The following is a 16,501-nucleotide window of genomic DNA, read 5'->3' as shown; positions in this document are numbered from 1 at the left end:
CGCCCCGAGGACACCCCCACGATGACCACGACCCTCCCCGACAGAACGTTGCTCCTTGACGGCATCGCCGACCTGCGCGCGGCGGCCCGGTTCGTCCGCGAGCACGACAGCGTCGCCCTGCTCCCGCTCCTCCTGCCCGGTCTGGACGGCCCGGACCTGCAGGCGCTGGCCGGGCACTGCCGGTTCGCCCACGCGGGGCTGCTGCTCTTCCCGCCGGACGCGGACAGCCTCCGGGCCCAATTCGCCGCCTGCGGACTGGAGGCCGACACCCCCTCGCACCCCAGCGTGGTGGTCCGCGAACGCCTCGCGCGGCGCCACGGCCGCGACCCGGCGGACCTCGACGTCCGGATCCTGCGCCCGCGGGTGTACGGCTCCGCAGGGCAACGGCGCGCGGTCGAGGTGTTCGCCCTGACCGTGCCCCCGCACTCCGGTCTCGAAGCGATCGCCGCCCACGAGCGCACCCACCGGCACGAGGCGCACCTCGCCTTCGAGGTCGAGCACCCGGAACCACTGGCGCTGCGCGGCCTGTGCGCGATCCTCGTCCGCCACGGCGCCCGGCCGGACGGCGGCGGCTACAACCCGCACGAGGACGGCACGGTCCTCTACTTCACCCTTCCCGCCGAGGCGGCCTGCGACTACGGGCGCCTGGAGCTCTACGCACCCGGCGACCACCGCGACACCCTCGCCGCCCACCTGGACCACGCCGACCCCTTCGACCTCACCCGCGCCGACGTCCGCCCCGGCGCGGGAGAGCCCGCCGAAACGCTCCTCCACCTCCTCACCGGCGCCTGGACGACGCAGGCGCTCGCCGCGTTCGCCCGGCTGGGCCTGCCCGACGCCATGGACATCCGTACCGCGCACCGCACCGAGGACCTCGCCCGGCCGACCGGCACCCACTCCCGGGGCCTCGCCACGCTCCTGCGCCACCTGGCCATGATCGGAGCCGTCACCGAGGAGCAGGAAGGATTCCGCCTGACGGAACTCGGCGCCCTGCTGCGTGCGGACACACCGGGGTCGATGCGGCCGCTGGCCCTGATGTACGGCGGCCCGTTCTACCGTTCCTTCGGCGGCCTCGACCACGCCGTGCGGACCGGGGACCCGGCCTTCGACCACATCTTCGGCGAGAACCACTTCGACCACTTCGCCCGCGACCCCCAGCTCGCCGCGCTCTTCGACCAGTCCATGGCCGCGAGCTCCCGGATGTTCCAGCCGCTCCCCACCCACCCCGTCATCACCGCCGCCGCACGGACGCCCGCGACCGCCCCGGCGACCGTGGTCGACGTCGCCGGCGGGAACGGGGAGCTCCTGGGCCGCATCCTGACCGCGCACCCGCGCCTGCGGGGCGTCCTGCTCGAACGCCCGCACGCCGTGGAGGCCGCCCGGCGCCGGCTCGACGCCGCGGGCTGCGGGGAGCGCTGCACGTACCGCTCGGGGGACTTCGCCGACGTGCCGACCGGCGGCGACGTCTACGTCCTCTCACGCGTCCTGCACGACTGGGACGACGACCGCTGCCGTGAGATCCTGCGCCACTGCGCCCGTGCCATGCCCGCCCACGCGGACCTGCTCGTGGTGGAGCGCCTCCTGCCCGTCGACGGTTCCCCCTCACTGGCCACCGCCTGGGACCTGCACATGCTCTGCAACGTGGGAGGGCGCGAACGCAGCGCCGACCACTACGCACGCCTGCTGGCCGACGCCGGCCTCGAACTCGTCGGCCACAGCCCCCTCCCGCTGGACGCGCACGTGATGCACGCACGCAGGGCAGCCGTGCCGGAGCCGGTCGCCCGGCGGAGCTGACACGGCGCAGGCACGGCGGGCGCCGCCGCCCCTAGGTCGTCTCTTTCGGATCTTGTCGGCCGAGCCCGCGTTGTCCGGTGCCGTGCATCGCAAGGCGGAGGAGCTCCTCGTGTACTGGGCGTACTCGGGAGCCCCGACAACGCAGGGAGGTGCGGTGCCGGGCAGTGCGGGCCCGGCAAGATCCGAAAGAGACGGCCTAGGTGGGCCGGCCGGGGCCCGGACCGGTTCGCAGCCCGCGGCGGGGTGCGGGACGGTCCGGCGCCCCGGCGGGATGCCGCCGCCCGGTGCGGGCCCCTGCCGCGGGCCGGCCCAGGGCGACTGAGGCCAGTACGAGGGCCAGTCCGCCCAGTTGCCGGCCCGTCAGCACCTCACCGGCGACGACCGTCCCGAGCAGGACGCCCGTGACCGGGTTGAGCAGCCCGATCAGCCCCACCGTCCCGGCGGGCAGCCGGCGCAGGCCCGCGAACCAGACCGAGAAGGCCAGGGCGGTGGCGACCAGGGCGACGTAGCCGAACGCCAGGAGCGCCGACGGGGACACCGGGGGCGGGGCGCCCTCCACGGCCACGGCGACCGGCAACAGGAGCAGGCCCCCCGCGGTGAGCTGCCAGGCGGTCGACGCGAGCACACCGGCCCCGGTTGCCCCGGTTGCGGTGGCGGTTCCGGTGCTCCACCGCTTGGCCAGGACGTGACCGAAGGAGGACACCAGCACTGCCGCGGCCGAGGCCAGTACGCCCGGCAGGCTGATCCCGTCCGCGCCACCGAGCAGCATGAGGCACACGCCGGCCAGGCCGACCACCGCGCCCGCCAGGTGGGCGGGGCGGGGCCGCTCGGCCGTCAGGAGCCAGGCGGCCACCATCATGACCAGGGGGGAGACGGCCATGACGGTCGCGGCCACGCTCGTCGGCAGCAGCTGGGAGGCGGCGAAGACGAGGACGAAGAACACGCTGACGTTGAGCAGCCCCAGCACGGCGGACCGCCCCCACCACACGCCGTGCGGCCGCCGCCGGCACAACGCCAGCAGCACCAGGCCGGCCGGCAGCGCCCGCAGGGCGGCTCCGTACAGCGGGCGGTCCGCGGGCAGGAACTCGTGCGTGACGAAGTAGTTGGCTCCCCAGGCCACCGGCGCCACCGCGGTCAGGGCCACCCAGCGGGTATTGGCTTCCATGGAAGGTAATATAGCTTCCATGGAAGCCAATATGCCGTCCGAGGGGCATGAGCAGGACGCGCAGGACGCGCAGGACGGGCAGGAACTCGCCCCGGACCGGGTGGCCCGCATCCAGGCGGACTGGCGGCGCGAGCGGCCCGACCTCGATGTCGGCCCGCAGGGTGTGATCGGCCGGCTGCACCGCCTCGCCGACCGGCTCGCCGCGGAACTCCGCCTCGTCTACGACCGCTACGGACTGGGCGAAGGGGAGTTCGACGTCCTGTGCGCGCTGCGCCGGGCGGGTGAGCCGTTCGAACGCGCGCCGGGGGAGCTCGCCGCGCACACCATGGTCACCACGGGTGCGATGACGAAGCGGATCGACCGCCTGGAACGCTCCGGGCTCGTCACCCGGCGCCGCTCCGGCGATGACCAGCGCGGCCGGATCGTCGCCCTCACCCCGGCCGGACGCGACCTCGTCGACCGGGCTTTCACCGACCACATGCGCAACGAGCGCCGGCTGCTCGACCTCGTGACCCCCGAGGAGGCCGCGGCGCTCGAAACGCTGCTCGCCGCGTGGCTCCGCCGACTGGACGACTGAGCCGGGGGAGCGGGACCCCGATCGGGGCGGGCGGCCGGGTCAGTCGAGGACCGCCGTGGCTTCGACCTCGACCAGGTGCTCGGGCACGTCCAGGGCCGCCACGCCCAGGAGGGTGGCCGGCGGGACCGGCACGCCGCCCAGCTTCCCGGCCGCGCGGGTGATCCCCTCCATCAGCAGCGGCATCTTGTCGGGCGTCCAGTCGACGACGTGGACGGTCAGCTTCGCCACGTCGTCGAAGGAGCCGCCGGCCTCGGCCAGGGCGGTGCCGACGTTGAGGTAGCACTGCTCGACCTGCGCGGCGAGGTCGCCCTCGCCGACCGTGACGCCGTCGGCGTCCCAGGACACCTGGCCGGCGACGAAGACGAGCTTCGACCCGGTCGCGACCGACACCTGCCGGTAGGCGTCGATCTTCGGCAGTCCCGTGGGGTTGATCAGGGTGATGGCCATGCCGTGTGTCTCCTCGGTTCGCCGGACGACGCGGATCTGCGGCGCGCGGACTCCCTGGCGCGCGAGATCTTCTCGGACGTCGCCAACAAATGGGCGCTCCTGATCATCGAGGCCCTGGGGGAGCGGACCCTGCGCTTCGGCGAGCTGCGCGACGAGGTCCAGGGCATCAGCCACAAGATGCTCACCCAGAACCTGCGCATGCTGGAGCGCAACGGGCTGATCGAGCGGACGGTGTTCCCCGTGGTGCCGCCACGGGTGGAGTACGCCCTCACCGAACCGGGGCAGGCCCTGCGGGTGACGATCGACGCCCTCTGCGACTGGACCCACCGCTACCTCGGCCACATCGAGGCCGCCCGCGACCGCACGGATGCGGCGGATCCGGGTCGGTGACCACGGCCGGCACCGGCGCGGGACGGCGGAAGATCGACTTTCCCGACCGGCGGCCGCACCCCGAAAATGAGGAGGGGGAAGGCCACCGGGAGGCTGAGGCGTGTGACGGCGGATCCAGAGGACGCAGTGACCATCCGCGCCGTCGCCGAGCGGCTGATGAAGGCGCATCCGCAGGTGGACGCCGGCCTGGTGCACAGCTCGGTACAGACCGCGTACGAGGAGCTCCGGTACGCGCGCGTACGCACCTACCTGCCGGTGCTCATGGAGCGCAGGGCACAGGACCTGCTCCCTCCCGACGCGTAGCGGCTGCGGAAGACCGCTCGCGTGACAGAATGAACCTCGTGACCAAACCGCATGCGACGGCCAAGGCCTGGTTCCGGCACGACGGGTCCTACCTCTCCCTCTGGTCCAAGGATTCGGTGCTGTCGATCGGGTCCGCCGACTCGGTCCTGTCGATCGGATCGGTCGGCTCGGTGCTGTCCGTCGGCTCCGTGGGCTCCGCCCTCTCCGCCGCGTCCATCGGCTCCTCCCTCTCGCTGCTCTCCGCCGGGTCCTGGCTCAGCCTCGGTTCGGTGCTGTCGGCGCAGTCCCGCTGGTCGGTGCTCTCCTGGCGTTCGCGCGACGGCCTCATGGCCGCGGGAGTCGTCGCCGCGGCCACCGCCGTCGCCCTGCACACCGCCTTCCGGGGCGGCCGCGGGAACGGCGGAGCCGGCGGCGCGGCCGCCTGAGGTCCGGAAGGCGGCAGGAGTCCCGCCGCTCACTTCGCCTTGAGCAGCTGGTCGACCCTGGGCACGGAGAGACCGGTCAGTTCCGCGACCTCCTTGAGGGTGCGCCCCTCCTTCAACTCGCCCATGGCGGCACTGCGTATGAGCTTGGTCTGCTTGGCGCCGGTGAGCATGTCGTCGGTGACCAGTCGGGCGCCGCGCTCACGCGTGAGCGGAGACTCGATCTCGGCGAGACGCGCGCGCACGGCCGTCATGTACTGGTCCGTCAGGGCGCGCAGTTCCGCGTAGACCTGCTCGTCGTGCGGGGTGGTATCGGTCATGCGGGTCAGCGTACTTCGCAGGCGTGCCCCTTCCGGCTCCCCTTCCGGCCCTCCTCGACGCCGACCCGCGGTGCGGCCGATTCCCTTCGGTGTCAGGCCGGTTGGCGGTGCCGGGCCTGCTGCGTCACGTGATCCTCTGGTTGGTTCCGTCGGGCAGGGTGCAGGTGTCGCCGCCGTACGGGATGGACTTGACCTGTCCGCCCGCGGCCGCGCACTCCTCCCTGGTGATGGTGGGGGACGATGCGGCCTGGGCGGCGACGGCTCCGACCGCGCCCGTACCGGCCAGGGTCGCTGCGGCCAGGATCAGGCCCAGCGTTCTGCGGATGCGCATGGCTTCCTCCTCTCGGGCGCCCGGCTCGGCCCTGTGGGAGGACAGCCCTCAGGCCGAAGGTGCCCTACCTCCCAGCATGGGCGCCGCCCGGGAGGATCGCGAGGCGGGCCGGACGCCACGGGGTGACCGCCTCGGCGGGAGACCGGGGCAGCACGGCCCCCGGGGGTCCGGTCCCCGTGATGGCGTGCACCCGTGCGGGGGCGCACGCCATCACGGGGCAGCCCCGGCGGCGGTCCCGGAGGGGCCCGGTGGCTCCCCGATGTCTACCGGAACAGGCGGTCGCCCGGGGTGGCCATGCGATGGGTGCCGCTGTGACGGCTCACCCAGTCGCGGATCAGGGCGATGGAGTTGGCGCACTGCCAGCTGTCGTCGTACTCGCGCACCCCGGTGAACGCCCCGTAGCCCGCGATGATGCCGTCCACGCGGCCGTCGCCCAGCAGTTTGTCCACGTACCACGGGTCGTTGTACGTCGTCGTCCAGGACAGGGTGGCCGCGAGCCGTCCGGCGTCACGGTCGGCGGCTCCCTTCTTCAGCTCGGCGCACGTGTAGTAGGTGGCCTCCGTGCAGTTGCCGAAGCCCTTGGTGATGTCGCTGTCGCCGTAGTCCATCACGCGGCGTCCCGCGGGGAATCCGGAACCGGACCGGTTGAAGGCCCCCTGGGCCTGGTCGCGGGTTCCGGTCGTGGTGATCCCCTCCAGGCTGCCGAGCCGGCCCTCCAGGCTCTTCCAGCCCCGGCCGCCGACGTCCGGGTTGCTGCCGCCGTGGTACTCGTAGAACCCGTACAGCACCGGGATGCCGGCAGCCGTCAGCCGCTGCGCCTTGTCGCGCAGTCCGGCGACGCTGCAGCCGCGGTTCTCCTTCTCCCCGCAGTAGTTGGGGTCCTTGATGTCCAGCCAGACGAGCGACAGCCGGCGTCCCGCGTTGGCGTTGGAGAGGATGCGGTCGATCATGCTGTCGAAGCTGGGGCCGAGGCGGTTGTCGCCGGCCGAGGAACAGTCGTGATAGGCGCGCCATTCGTTCGGGTTCCACCAGGCGCAGACGTCTATCTCGATGCTGTTGGCGCCGTGTTTGAGCGCGTCGTCCACGCCGCTCAGGGTGTTGACGCGGTGCGCGATGGCGTAGATGGCGTGACGCTGGTCGGCGGTCGCGGCGGAGGCCGTGCCGGCTGCCGTGGTGCCTAACACCGCGCAGAAGGCCGCGACCAGCGCCAGGAGCATCCGGGCACGGGCACCACGCAAGAGGTGAGTCGTCAAGAACGTACTCCGTCATGTCGGGTTGCGAAACGGGCGAACGATCTCGCCCGCCACATGCTGACATGCGGTGAATGCATAGTGAATGAAACCGGCTGAGAGCGCTCTCCAAGTGGCGGGAAACCGCCCCTGCCGCGCCTATTCGTCGTCGAGGCCGCCCTCTTCGTCCCGGAGCCTGCGCCACAGGCCGGTGCGGTGCAGGGTGTAGAGCGCGACGGCGAGGAAGGCCACCTGCAGTCCGACGGCGAGCAGCCAGAAGACGGCTCCGCCCTCGATCTCGTCCGTCAGATAGGCGAAGTTCATGCCGAAGAACCCCGTCAGGAAGGTCAGCGGCAGGAAGATCGTCGACACGATCGCCAGGCGGTTGATGACGCCGTTCTGGTCGGCGGACACGAGCGAGGAGTAGCTGCCGAAGGCGCGGCGGGACGCCTCCTGGAGCGACTCGATGTCCGTGAGGACCAGCCGTGCGGTGCGCTGGTACTCGCGGACCAGCCGCTCGCGTTCCTGCGGGAAGCTGCCGCTCATCATGCGGCGGGTCACCGTCTCGTCCGTGACGCTGAGGTACGGAAGGAGTGTGTGGTGCAGGAGGGCCGCGGTGCGGCGCAGCCGCGCGAGGCGGTAGACCTGCTCGGGCTGTCGTCGCCGGAACATCTCGTCCTCCAGGTCCTCCACGTCCAGCAGGGCCTGGACGGCCGCCCCGCGATACGTCTCCAGGGCCTCGTCCAGCAGCAGGAACAGCATGGCCACGGCGTCGGGAGGACGTTCGGCCGGGAAGCGGGCGGTGAGGCTCCGGATCAACCGGGCCGCGGCCCGGTGCACGGTGACGAGGTACCTCTCGGTCACCACGGCATGGATGTGGAAGACCTGGCCCCCCTCGACCACGGGCACGACGAAGGCGGCGCTGTCCCCGAGGAACTCGGCCCGGGCGGACTCGCCCTCCTGGCCGAGCCACGCCAGGTCCGCGGCCTCCAGACCCAGCAGGTCCGCGAGCGACGGCCCGGCGGGCGGGGCGGCGCCCTCGGGCAGCTCCACGTCCACGAGGAGGAAGGTGGACGTCGCGAGATGCTCACGTGCCTCGGAGACGTGGGCACGCGTCAGGGCGCCGTCCGGCATGGACATCACCGATACGATCATTGCCCCTCGTCGTGTGCCGTCAGGTGCGTTGCCTCCCACCCTGTACGCACACCGGCCCGCCGCAACCCCAGCGGTGCGTTCGCCCGCGATCGCCCCCCGGACGGGTGATGCCCGGACGGGTGCCCCCGGCCCCTGAGGCCCCTGCGGCCCAGGAGCCGCGGGCGTCACTACGCGTGCTTGCGTGCGGTCAGCTGGAAGAGACGGGCGGTGTGCATGTAGGGGTGGCGGGCTGTCAGGGCGAGTTCGAGGCGCTCCAGATCGGCGTAGAACGCGGGGTCGTGCTTGCGCGCATCGTCGGTGATGTAGTCGCAGACGTTGCGGATGCCGTAATGGCGCAGGTCCTGGCAGCCCAGGTCGGACAGGTGACGGGTGATCTCCTCGGCGGTGTGCAGCGTCAGCACCGAATCGAACATCTGCGTGCGGGCCATATCGGTGTCGAGCGCGGCCGTCGCGGCCGCGAGATCCATCGCGCGGACGGCGGCGGTCAGCGGAGCCGAATGCCGGTTGATCGCCATCACCGAGAACAGGCCGCCCGGTCGTAGGGGGGCCAGGGACGCAGCGAGTGTGCGGCGGACGTCGTCCACGTACTGCAGGAGGTTGTGGCACAGCACCACGTCGAACGCTCCGCGCGCGACCTCGGCGGGCAGGGCGTTCACATCGGCCTCGACGCAGGTGATCAGATCCGTCAGGCCGGCCGCGGCAGCGCGCTCGGCCGCCGCGCCGAGCATCGCGGGGGCGTGGTCGGCGATCGTGACGTGGTGTCCCCGGGCGGCCAGGCGCAGGGCGTCGCCGCCGTCCCCTCCGGCCAGGTCGAGAACGCGCAGCGGCCCGCCGTCCCGTTCACCGAAGTGCCGGACGAGGTTCGCCTCGGCGGTCGCGTAGCGCAGACGGCCCCAAGGGGCCTCCTGCCACTGCTTCCAGACGGACAGGGCGGTTTCGAACTTCTCTGCGTCTTCAGACATCCGCCGACGGTAATCCGCGTGACCGCGGTGCCGCAGGACGCGGCGCCGCCCGGGGCGTATGGGGTGCACCACACCTGCAGGCGAGGGGTGTTGAGCCGGTGCGCGGTGCGCTGTTCTCGGTTCAGGCCCTGACGATGCCGTCGCAGGCGATCGGCAGGTGCCGGGGGCCGCGGAGCACCGCGTTCTGACGGTACGGAGGCGGGTCCGCCAGCAGGCGGGGGTTCTCCAGCCGGCGAGCCAGTTCACTCAGGGCCAGTTGGGCCTCCAAGCGGGCCAGCGGGGCGCCGAAGCAACTGTGGATGCCGCTGCCGAGCCCGAGGTGCTGGATGTCCTTGCGGTCGGGGTCGAAGCGGTCGGCGTTCTCGAACCGCTTCGGGTCGCGGTTGCCGGAGGCCAGGATCAGCGAAACCGTCGCGCCCTTGGGAATGTTCACCCCGCCCACCTCGATGTCGGCGAGCGTGCTGCGCCGGGGCAGCATCTGCACCGGCGGTTCGTACCGCAGCAGTTCCTCCACGATCGGGACGGACAGCGCCGGGTCCTCGCGCAGCCGCTGGAGGACGTCCGGGTGGCGCAGCAGGGTCAGCATCCCGTTGGTGATCAGGTTGACCGTGGTCTCGTGGCCCGCGATCAGGAGCAGCGCCGCGGTGCTGACGATCTCCAGCGTGCTCATGGAACCGTCCGGTTCCTCCTCGACGGCGGCCAGCTGGGACAGCATGTCCTCACCCGGCTTGCTGCGGCGCTCCTCGATCAGCCCGCCCAGGTACATGCCCAGTTCCAACTGCGCGGCGGACGCGTCCTTGTGGCGCTCGGCGGGGTCGGCGTCCGGGGCGGGGTCCAGGCTGGCGGCGATGGTGTCGGCCCACACGTGGAAGCGGGACTCGTCCTCGTGCGGAATGCCGAGCAGCCGGCAGATCACCGTCACGGGGAACGGGTAGGAGAACTGCTCCACGAGGTCGACCCGGTCCAGGTCCCCGGACGTGGCGATGCCGTCGATGAGGCCGGCGACGATGCCGTCGAGCTCACCGCGCATGTCGTGCACCTTGTGCGGGGAGTGCGGGGGCCCGAAGGGACGGTTCGTGATGCGGCGCAGCCGGTCGTGGTCCGGCGGGTCGAGCTTGAGGAAGACCGGGGGCAGCGCCGAATCGTCCCCCTCGTCCTGCGCCAGCGGGTCACTCGACGGCAGCGTCAGGTTGCGGGGGTCGGAGCTGATGCGCGGGTCGTGCAACAGGCCGTGAATCTCGTGGTAGGTGCTCACGAGGTACGGTCCGTCCTCGTCGTGGAACACCGGTGTCCGGCGCAGCTCCTCGTACAGCGGGTACGGGTCGGCACGGCTGGAGTAGTCGACGATCTGCCGGAGCATGGCTTTGCCCATGGCGTGTCCTCGTACGGCTCGCGGGGGTGGGGGCGGGGCGGGAGAGAGGTCTTTACCAGCATGCACGGAGGTGTCGGGTACCGCCTGCCGGGCGGCGGAGCCGCAGGTCACGCAGGCCGCTCGGTCAGACGGGCCGCGGCCGGTCCCGGAGCCCTGCGAGGAGCGTGGCGAGGTAGCGGCGGGCGGTGTCGACGCGTTCGGTGGGGCCGGGGCCGGGGCCGGGGCCGGGGCCGGGGCTCGGGTCGGAGCCCGAGCCGCGGACGTCGACGGCGTGGGCGATGCCGCACATGAGGGGGACGAGGTCGCCCTGCTCCACGTCGGAGCGGACCGCTCCGGCCGAGCGGGCGTTGTCGAGGAGTGCGGCGCCGGTCGACCGGAGCAGCTGCTTGAGCTCCGTGGTCCGTGGCAGGGCGTCGGCGGCCGCGGCCGTCACCGGTGCCAGGGACGGGTCGGTGACCTGCGTTTCGAGCGTGCGCATCAGGAAGGTCTCGAAGGCCCGCCAGGGGTCGGTGTCCGCCAGCGCCTCCTCCCCGTACGCGGCCAGGGCTTCGAGGGAGGGGGTGGCGACGGTCTCCAGCAGCGCCTCGGCCGTGGGGAAGTGCCGGTATACGGTGCCCACCCCCACGCCCACGCGCCGGGCGACGTCGTTGAGCTGCAGGGCCGTGCCCTCGTCGACCAGGCCGCGGGCGGCGGCCACGATCAGCTCCCGATTGCGCGCCGCGTCCTTGCGCAGGGGTGTCGTCATGGCGGCCATGCTAACCGGATGGGTCATCCGAACGGACCGCTCGGCCGGCCGGAGGGGCATGGCGCTCGCTGAGCCGGCGCACGGCCGCCGCGAGGCGGGCGTCGGTCGCCGGCCGGAAGGCCGGTACGGGGCGCACCCGGGAGCCGATGACGAGGCCGGTCCGCCCCGCCAGACCCGCGTCGGTGGCCGCGGCGACGGACGGCCGGGCGGCCACCGAGGCGGGGCCGGACGTGGACCGTTCGAACTTCCGGCGCACCAGTGGCCAGAGCAGCCGCAGTGCGGGTGCGACGATCCTCGGGTCGCGCAGCGTGCCGTCGGTCATGTCGGTCGCCGCGCCGCCGGGGTCGGCGGCGAAGACCTGCACGCCCGTACCGTCCAGGCGCCCGGCCAGGTCGAGGGTGTAGGCCAGGTTGGCGAGCTTGGCGCGGCCGTACCAGTGGAATCCGTAGTAGCCCCCCGGCGGTTCGACGTCGTCGAACGCCCGCTTGGCGAGGCCGACGGCCCCGGAGGTCACGTTCACGATCCGGCTCGGAGCTCCCGCCGTCAGGCTGGGCAGCAGCAGTTCGGTCAGGAGGTAGGGGGAGAGGTGGTTGACGAGGAAGGATGCCTCGATGCCGTCCCTGTCCTGACGGTGGGGGAACATCGCCCCGACGTTGTTGACCAGGACCGTCAGCCCTTCCCCCGGAGCCGTGTGTGCGGCGGCGAGGCGTCCGGCGAGGGAACGCACGGCGTCGAGAGAGGCCAGGTCCGCGGAGAGGAACCGGCTCGGGCGCCGGGGATTCGCGGCGTTCAGCAGGTCGACGGCCCGGGCCCCGCGGCCGGCGTCGCGCCCGACCACCGTGACCGCGTATCCGGCCGCTGCCAGACCCAGTGCCGTCTCCAGCCCGATGCCGCCGGTTCCGGCCGTGACCACGGCTGTCCTGTCCATACACCCCTCCGACCCCAATGCGGATGGCTCATCCGCTTCACGGGGACGATAACACAACCGGATGATCTATCCGTTTCTTGTGTGGCGGTGTGGGGTGGGGCGGTGGTCGGGTGGGGTGGCGGCCCGTCAGCCCGTCAGGGGGTCGTCGCGGCCGCGGCAGGCAGGAGCCGCCGGCGCTCCCGGGCCGTGAGCCCGCCCCAGACGCCGTGGGGCTCATGCGTGGCGAGGGCGTGATGCAGACAGGCCTTGACCACGGGGCAGGTTCCGCACAGCGACTTCGCCTGCCGGTCGCGTTCCTTGCGCCCCTTGCGCTCTTCCTCCGCCGGAGCGAAGAACGGCTCCGACCCCACCTCGCGGCAGACCGCTTCGGCTTGCCAGGCCCAGTTCTGCAGCAGGGGGGCCGGGAGGCGGGAGGGGTTCGGCATTGCTGGCTCCTTGACGTCGGTGTCCTGAGCCACGTCTGTTCGCATTCGCGCGGATGAAACCCACCCGGTCCCGTGCCCCGAACTGCGGTCGCCGGCGCATGAAATGGGTTCGGTGAAGCATGCGCGGACCATGGAGTGCGTCATCTACGACCAGATCTCAGGGCAGTCGGAGCACGTGGAGTGCGAACTGCCGGAAGCGGCCTGCCGGTCCGCCCTCAAGCGACTGCGGAACCTCGGCGACCGCGAGTTCGCCTGGGTGCGGCTGGCGGACCCGTCGGAGAGCGAACTGGTGCAGCTGGCCGAGGAGCTGGACCTGCACCCGTTGGCCGTCGAGGACGCCCTCCACGGACGGCAGCGTCCGAAGAGCGAGCGGTTCGGCGACGTCCTGGCCGTGGCGCTGAAAACCCTCCGCTACGTGGAGGACGGCACCGCGGTGGAGACCGGCGACATCATGGTCTTCACCGGCCCCCGCAGCGTCCTCACCGTGCGCCACGGACCGATCGATCCCTGCACCGAGGCCGCCCGGCGGCTGCACGGCGACCCGCAGATGGTGCGTCTGGGCCCGTGGGCCGTCCTGCACGCCGTACTGGACGCCGCCGTCGACGCGTACAGCGACGCCGCGCGAAGGGTGCGCGCCACCCTCAACCAGCTGGAGGACAAGGTGTTCTCGACCTCTCGCGTGGACCACACCGGGAGCATCTACGCCCTCAAGCGCGAAGTCCGGGAGTTCCGCGATGCCGTACTGCCGCTCGTCCCGGTGGCCCAAGGCCTCCTGGGCGGACCGGCAGGGGAGCGCGCGGACCCGGAGATCGCCCCGTACCTCCGTGACGTCGCCGACCACCTCCACCGTACGGACCTGGAGGTCCGGACCCTGGACGAGCTGCTCGACTCGGTCCTCGGCGCGCAGCAGGCCCGCGTGGGCACCTGGCAGAACGACGACATGCGGCGCATCTCCGCGTGGGCGGCGATCTTCGCCGTCCCCACGATGGTCGCCGGCGTGTACGGGATGAACTTCGCGCACATGCCCGAACTCGGCTGGACCTACGGCTACCCGCTCGCCCTCGCCCTCATGGTGCTCGCGGCGGGCGCCCTCCACCGCGCCTTCCGGCGCAACGGCTGGCTGTAGGCGCGGGGCAAGGGCCGCTGTGCGGGCGGTCGGCGGCGCGGCGTCAGAACGCGTACACCGGGTTCCCGTTCAGCGTTGCGGACATCGTGCACGCGTTGGAGAAGGTGTGCTTCCAGGCGACGCGCCTGCCGCTCAGCACGCCGTCCGCGGTGACCGTGACGGGGTCGAAGTACATGGGGCAGGCCCGCGAGGTGTCCGGCGCCGCCAGCAGGTGGTTGAGTTCGCCGTCGGTGGCGACCAGGGCGTCACAGGCGGCCCTCGGCGCGGGGTGGGTGCCCTCGGCGGTGTAGGCGCAGCTGAGGGTCGCCGCGCGCAGGACGGTGTCCGTGTCCGCGGCCGCGCCGGACCCCGCGGTGATGGTGAAGACCATCGCGGACGGGCCGTGCCCCCCGGCGGGCTGGGCCGCCGCGACCCCCGTGGCGCCTGCGATGCAGAGAAGACTGAGGGCGGATGCGGCGATGATGTGGCGGCGCATGACAAGTTTCCCCTTCGATTCGATGCCGATTACGTTTCGGTGCCTGTGATCTGACGCTGAACTGACGACGAGCCTGGCAGGTCCGAAGGAGGGTCGCCAATGGGCGGTCGATTTACGGACAGTTCGTTCGCATACCGGACCCGCGTCGGGCGTTCCCGCAGCTGGCGGGGCACGTTCCCGGCCTCCGCAAGGCTCCGGGGGCAGGGGGGCGCCGCCGCCCGTGACGCGTCCCGCCCTGGTGGCGGCGGTGCGCGGTTCGCCGAAGTGACCCGAAGGGTGACGGGATGCGTGCGGTCGCGGGCGGGTCTTCCCGCGCGCGGAGCTCCGGGACGGGCTCCGCCGCCGTGCCGACCGGGGGAGGGGGTGACGGGTGACGGGTGGCGGGTGACCCTGAGGGTCGCGTTCCGGCGGCCTGTGGAGGTTGACGGGAATTCGTCTTGCCGAGACGCTGGATCCCCCGCTTGGCCTAACGGTTAGGTTAGGCTAACCTTCGGGTCGTGCAAGCCGGTGAAGAGAGATCCGCGGTAGGACGCCCCCGCGGCCATGAACTGTCGGCCACGGGAGTCACCGTGGCGTACGACGGCGTCGACGTCGTCCACGACGCGTCATTGGTGCTGAGGCCCGGAGAGGTCACCGTACTGGTCGGCCCGAACGGCAGCGGCAAGTCGACGCTGCTGCGCACCGTATCGCGGCTCCAGCGACCCCGGACCGCGAAACTCGTCATCGACGCCGACACCGACGGCCTCGCCCTGTCCCCCCGTGAGTTCTCACGCCGCGTGGCCCTGTTGACCCAGGGCCGGCCCACCCCCAGCGGGCTGAGCGTACGGGACGTCGTCGAGTTCGGCCGCTACCCCTACCGCGGCCGCTGGGGCAAGGCCGACCCGGACGGCACCGCCGCCGTGGACCGCGCGCTCGCCCTCACCGGCGTCGCGGAGTTCGCGGACCGGGGAGCCGAGCACCTGTCGGGCGGACAGCTCCAGCGCGTCTGGCTGGCCGGCTGCCTCGCCCAGGAAACCGGCGTGCTCCTCCTCGACGAGCCCACCACCTACCTGGACCTGCGCTACCAGGTCGAACTCCTCGACCTCGTACGCGACCTGGCGGACGAGCACGGCATCGCCGTCGGCGCCGTCCTGCACGACCTCGACCAGGCCGCGGCCGTCGCCGACCGGATCGTGCTCCTGCGCGCCGGCCGGGTCGTCGCCGAAGGCCTCCCCGAGGAGGTCCTCACCGGCGAACGGCTGACGGACACCTACGGCATCCGCATCGAAGTGGATACCGACCCCCTGACCGGCCTCCTGCGCACCCGTGCGATCGGCCGCCACCACACGCGAAGCGAAAGGCTCAGTACCACCTCATGAGACGACTCCTCATCACCGCGGCGGCCGCCACCGTCGCGGCCCTCACCCTGACCGCCTGCGGGACCACCGAGCCCGCCGCCGACGACAAGGCCAAGGGCGCGGCCGAGAAGATCTCCCTCACCGACGGCACCGGTACCAAGGTCGAGCTCGACGGCCCGGCCAAGACGATCGTCGCCACCGAGTGGAACGTCGTCGAGAGCCTCATCTCGCTGGGCGTCGACCCCGCCGCCGTCTCCGACGTCAAGGGCTACAAGGCCTGGGACACCGCCGTTCCGCTGAAGAACGAGCCCAAGGACGTCGGCACCCGCGGCGAGCCGAGCATGGACGCCATCGCGGCCGTCAAGCCGGACCTCATCGTCGCCACCACCGACCTCCCGGCGGCCGCCGTCGACCAGCTCAAGAAGGTCGCGCCCGTCATCAACCTGAAGGCCGCGGACGCCGCCGACCCGGTCGGCCAGATGACCAAGAACCTGGACATCCTCGCCCAGGCCACCGGCACCACCGCCAAGGCCGACACGCTCAAGAAGGCCTTCGAGGCGAAGATCGCGGAGGGCAAGAAGGCCCTCGCCGACAAGGGCCTCGCCGGCAAGCCCTACGCCTTCGCCGACGGCTACGTCGTCTCCAACCAGGTCTCGATCCGCCCCTACACCAGCGGTTCGCTGATCGGCGGCGTCAACGAGAAGCTCGGCCTGAAGAACGCCTGGACCGTCGAGGGCGACCCGGCCTACGGCCTGGGCACCACCGACGTCGAGGGCCTCACCAAGCTCGGTGACGTCGAGTTCGCCTACATCGGCAACGAGACCGACAAGGACAGCAACCCCTTCACCGGCCAGCTGGCCCAGGACAAGGTGTGGACCTCGCTGCCCTTCGTCCAGAACAACAACGTCCACCGTCTGCCCGACGGCATCTGGATGTTCGGCGGGCCCGAGTCGATGGGCAAGTACATCGACGCCGTCGTCGCCGCACTGACGAAGTAA

20 protein-coding genes are annotated in these 16,501 nt (G+C 72.1%); 8 read left to right on the top strand and 12 right to left on the bottom strand.

Features of this window, described 5'->3' with window-relative positions; all coding sequences use genetic code 11:
• Positions 1-21 precede the first annotated feature (21 nt).
• Positions 22-1,794 carry a methyltransferase gene (locus AB0O53_RS33150; RefSeq protein WP_365200610.1) on the top strand — a complete coding sequence of 591 codons (1,773 nt, stop codon included), beginning with the start codon at positions 22-24 and terminating at the stop codon, positions 1,792-1,794.
• Positions 1,795-1,990: 196 nt separating this feature from the next.
• Here the strand turns inward: AB0O53_RS33150 and AB0O53_RS33145 are convergent, their stop codons facing one another.
• Positions 1,991-2,959, bottom strand: coding sequence for an EamA family transporter (locus AB0O53_RS33145; protein WP_350993261.1), 969 nt, complete (start codon positions 2,957-2,959; stop codon positions 1,991-1,993).
• A gap of 31 nt (positions 2,960-2,990) precedes the next feature.
• On the opposite strand from AB0O53_RS33145, the gene AB0O53_RS33140 reads away from it, so the two are divergent.
• Entirely contained in the window at positions 2,991-3,536 is a 546-nt protein-coding gene (locus tag AB0O53_RS33140) for a MarR family winged helix-turn-helix transcriptional regulator (protein ID WP_365200705.1), read from the top strand.
• A gap of 39 nt (positions 3,537-3,575) precedes the next feature.
• Here AB0O53_RS33140 and AB0O53_RS33135 read toward each other — a convergent pair whose 3' ends face one another.
• Positions 3,576-3,983 (bottom strand): RidA family protein, encoded by a 408-nt coding sequence (locus AB0O53_RS33135; RefSeq protein ID WP_365200607.1) that lies wholly within the window; start codon positions 3,981-3,983, stop codon positions 3,576-3,578.
• Positions 3,984-3,986: 3 nt separating this feature from the next.
• Here AB0O53_RS33135 and AB0O53_RS33130 point away from each other — a divergent pair, with 3 nt between their 5' ends.
• From AB0O53_RS33130 to AB0O53_RS33120, 3 genes are all read left to right on the top strand, one after another.
• On the top strand, positions 3,987-4,373 hold the full coding sequence (locus tag AB0O53_RS33130; RefSeq protein WP_365200604.1) for a winged helix-turn-helix transcriptional regulator: 387 nt from the start codon (positions 3,987-3,989) through the stop codon (positions 4,371-4,373).
• A 102-nt stretch (positions 4,374-4,475) separates the two neighbouring features.
• Positions 4,476-4,676, top strand: a complete 201-nt coding sequence (locus tag AB0O53_RS33125; RefSeq protein WP_350993255.1) for a three-helix bundle dimerization domain-containing protein — start codon at positions 4,476-4,478, stop codon at positions 4,674-4,676.
• Between the two features lie 38 nt (positions 4,677-4,714).
• A complete protein-coding gene (locus AB0O53_RS33120) occupies positions 4,715-5,101 on the top strand; it encodes a hypothetical protein (RefSeq protein WP_350993253.1) in 387 nt (128 codons plus the stop codon).
• Between the two features lie 29 nt (positions 5,102-5,130).
• On the opposite strand, the gene AB0O53_RS33115 is transcribed toward AB0O53_RS33120, so the two are convergent.
• The 9 genes from AB0O53_RS33115 to AB0O53_RS33075 all read right to left on the bottom strand — a co-directional run bounded on the left by AB0O53_RS33115 (position 5,131) and on the right by AB0O53_RS33075 (position 12,565).
• Complete coding sequence (locus AB0O53_RS33115; protein ID WP_350993251.1) at positions 5,131-5,418, bottom strand: hypothetical protein; 288 nt, start codon at positions 5,416-5,418, stop codon at positions 5,131-5,133.
• 124 nt (positions 5,419-5,542) lie between these two features.
• Positions 5,543-5,749, bottom strand: coding sequence for a hypothetical protein (locus AB0O53_RS33110; RefSeq protein WP_350993249.1), 207 nt, complete (start codon positions 5,747-5,749; stop codon positions 5,543-5,545).
• Between the two features lie 263 nt (positions 5,750-6,012).
• A complete protein-coding gene (locus AB0O53_RS33105; RefSeq protein WP_350993247.1) occupies positions 6,013-7,002 on the bottom strand; it encodes a glycerophosphodiester phosphodiesterase family protein in 990 nt (329 codons plus the stop codon).
• Between the two features lie 135 nt (positions 7,003-7,137).
• Positions 7,138-8,118: a magnesium transporter CorA family protein gene (locus AB0O53_RS33100; RefSeq protein WP_350993245.1), complete on the bottom strand. Its 981-nt coding sequence runs from the start codon at positions 8,116-8,118 to the stop codon at positions 7,138-7,140.
• A 182-nt stretch (positions 8,119-8,300) separates the two neighbouring features.
• Positions 8,301-9,095, bottom strand: coding sequence for a class I SAM-dependent methyltransferase (locus AB0O53_RS33095; RefSeq protein ID WP_365200598.1), 795 nt, complete (start codon positions 9,093-9,095; stop codon positions 8,301-8,303).
• A gap of 121 nt (positions 9,096-9,216) precedes the next feature.
• On the bottom strand, positions 9,217-10,467 hold the full coding sequence (locus tag AB0O53_RS33090; RefSeq protein ID WP_365200591.1) for a cytochrome P450: 1,251 nt from the start codon (positions 10,465-10,467) through the stop codon (positions 9,217-9,219).
• 124 nt (positions 10,468-10,591) lie between these two features.
• Complete coding sequence (locus AB0O53_RS33085; RefSeq protein ID WP_350993239.1) at positions 10,592-11,212, bottom strand: TetR/AcrR family transcriptional regulator; 621 nt, start codon at positions 11,210-11,212, stop codon at positions 10,592-10,594.
• Positions 11,213-11,222: 10 nt separating this feature from the next.
• Positions 11,223-12,140 (bottom strand): SDR family NAD(P)-dependent oxidoreductase, encoded by a 918-nt coding sequence (locus AB0O53_RS33080; RefSeq protein WP_350993237.1) that lies wholly within the window; start codon positions 12,138-12,140, stop codon positions 11,223-11,225.
• 134 nt (positions 12,141-12,274) lie between these two features.
• Entirely contained in the window at positions 12,275-12,565 is a 291-nt protein-coding gene (locus tag AB0O53_RS33075) for a WhiB family transcriptional regulator (RefSeq protein WP_350993235.1), read from the bottom strand.
• A 103-nt stretch (positions 12,566-12,668) separates the two neighbouring features.
• On the opposite strand from AB0O53_RS33075, the gene AB0O53_RS33070 reads away from it, so the two are divergent.
• Positions 12,669-13,691, top strand: coding sequence for a magnesium and cobalt transport protein CorA (locus tag AB0O53_RS33070; protein ID WP_434094395.1), 1,023 nt, complete (start codon positions 12,669-12,671; stop codon positions 13,689-13,691).
• A gap of 43 nt (positions 13,692-13,734) precedes the next feature.
• On the opposite strand, the gene AB0O53_RS33065 is transcribed toward AB0O53_RS33070, so the two are convergent.
• On the bottom strand, positions 13,735-14,166 hold the full coding sequence (locus AB0O53_RS33065; RefSeq protein WP_365200585.1) for an SSI family serine proteinase inhibitor: 432 nt from the start codon (positions 14,164-14,166) through the stop codon (positions 13,735-13,737).
• A 497-nt stretch (positions 14,167-14,663) separates the two neighbouring features.
• Between AB0O53_RS33065 and AB0O53_RS33060 the strand changes: the two genes are divergently transcribed.
• Positions 14,664-15,524: an ABC transporter ATP-binding protein gene (locus tag AB0O53_RS33060; protein WP_350993229.1), complete on the top strand. Its 861-nt coding sequence runs from the start codon at positions 14,664-14,666 to the stop codon at positions 15,522-15,524.
• Positions 15,521-16,501: an iron-siderophore ABC transporter substrate-binding protein gene (locus tag AB0O53_RS33055; RefSeq protein ID WP_350993227.1), complete on the top strand. Its 981-nt coding sequence runs from the start codon at positions 15,521-15,523 to the stop codon at positions 16,499-16,501. The genes AB0O53_RS33060 and AB0O53_RS33055 overlap by 4 nt, the downstream gene beginning before the upstream one ends.

The organism is Streptomyces erythrochromogenes, from assembly GCF_040684695.1.
In the GTDB taxonomy this organism is placed as follows: Bacteria; Actinomycetota; Actinomycetes; order Streptomycetales; family Streptomycetaceae; genus Streptomyces; species Streptomyces erythrochromogenes_C.
The sequence above is the reverse complement of the archived record's forward strand: the minus strand, read 5'-3'. Positions and strand labels throughout refer to the sequence as shown.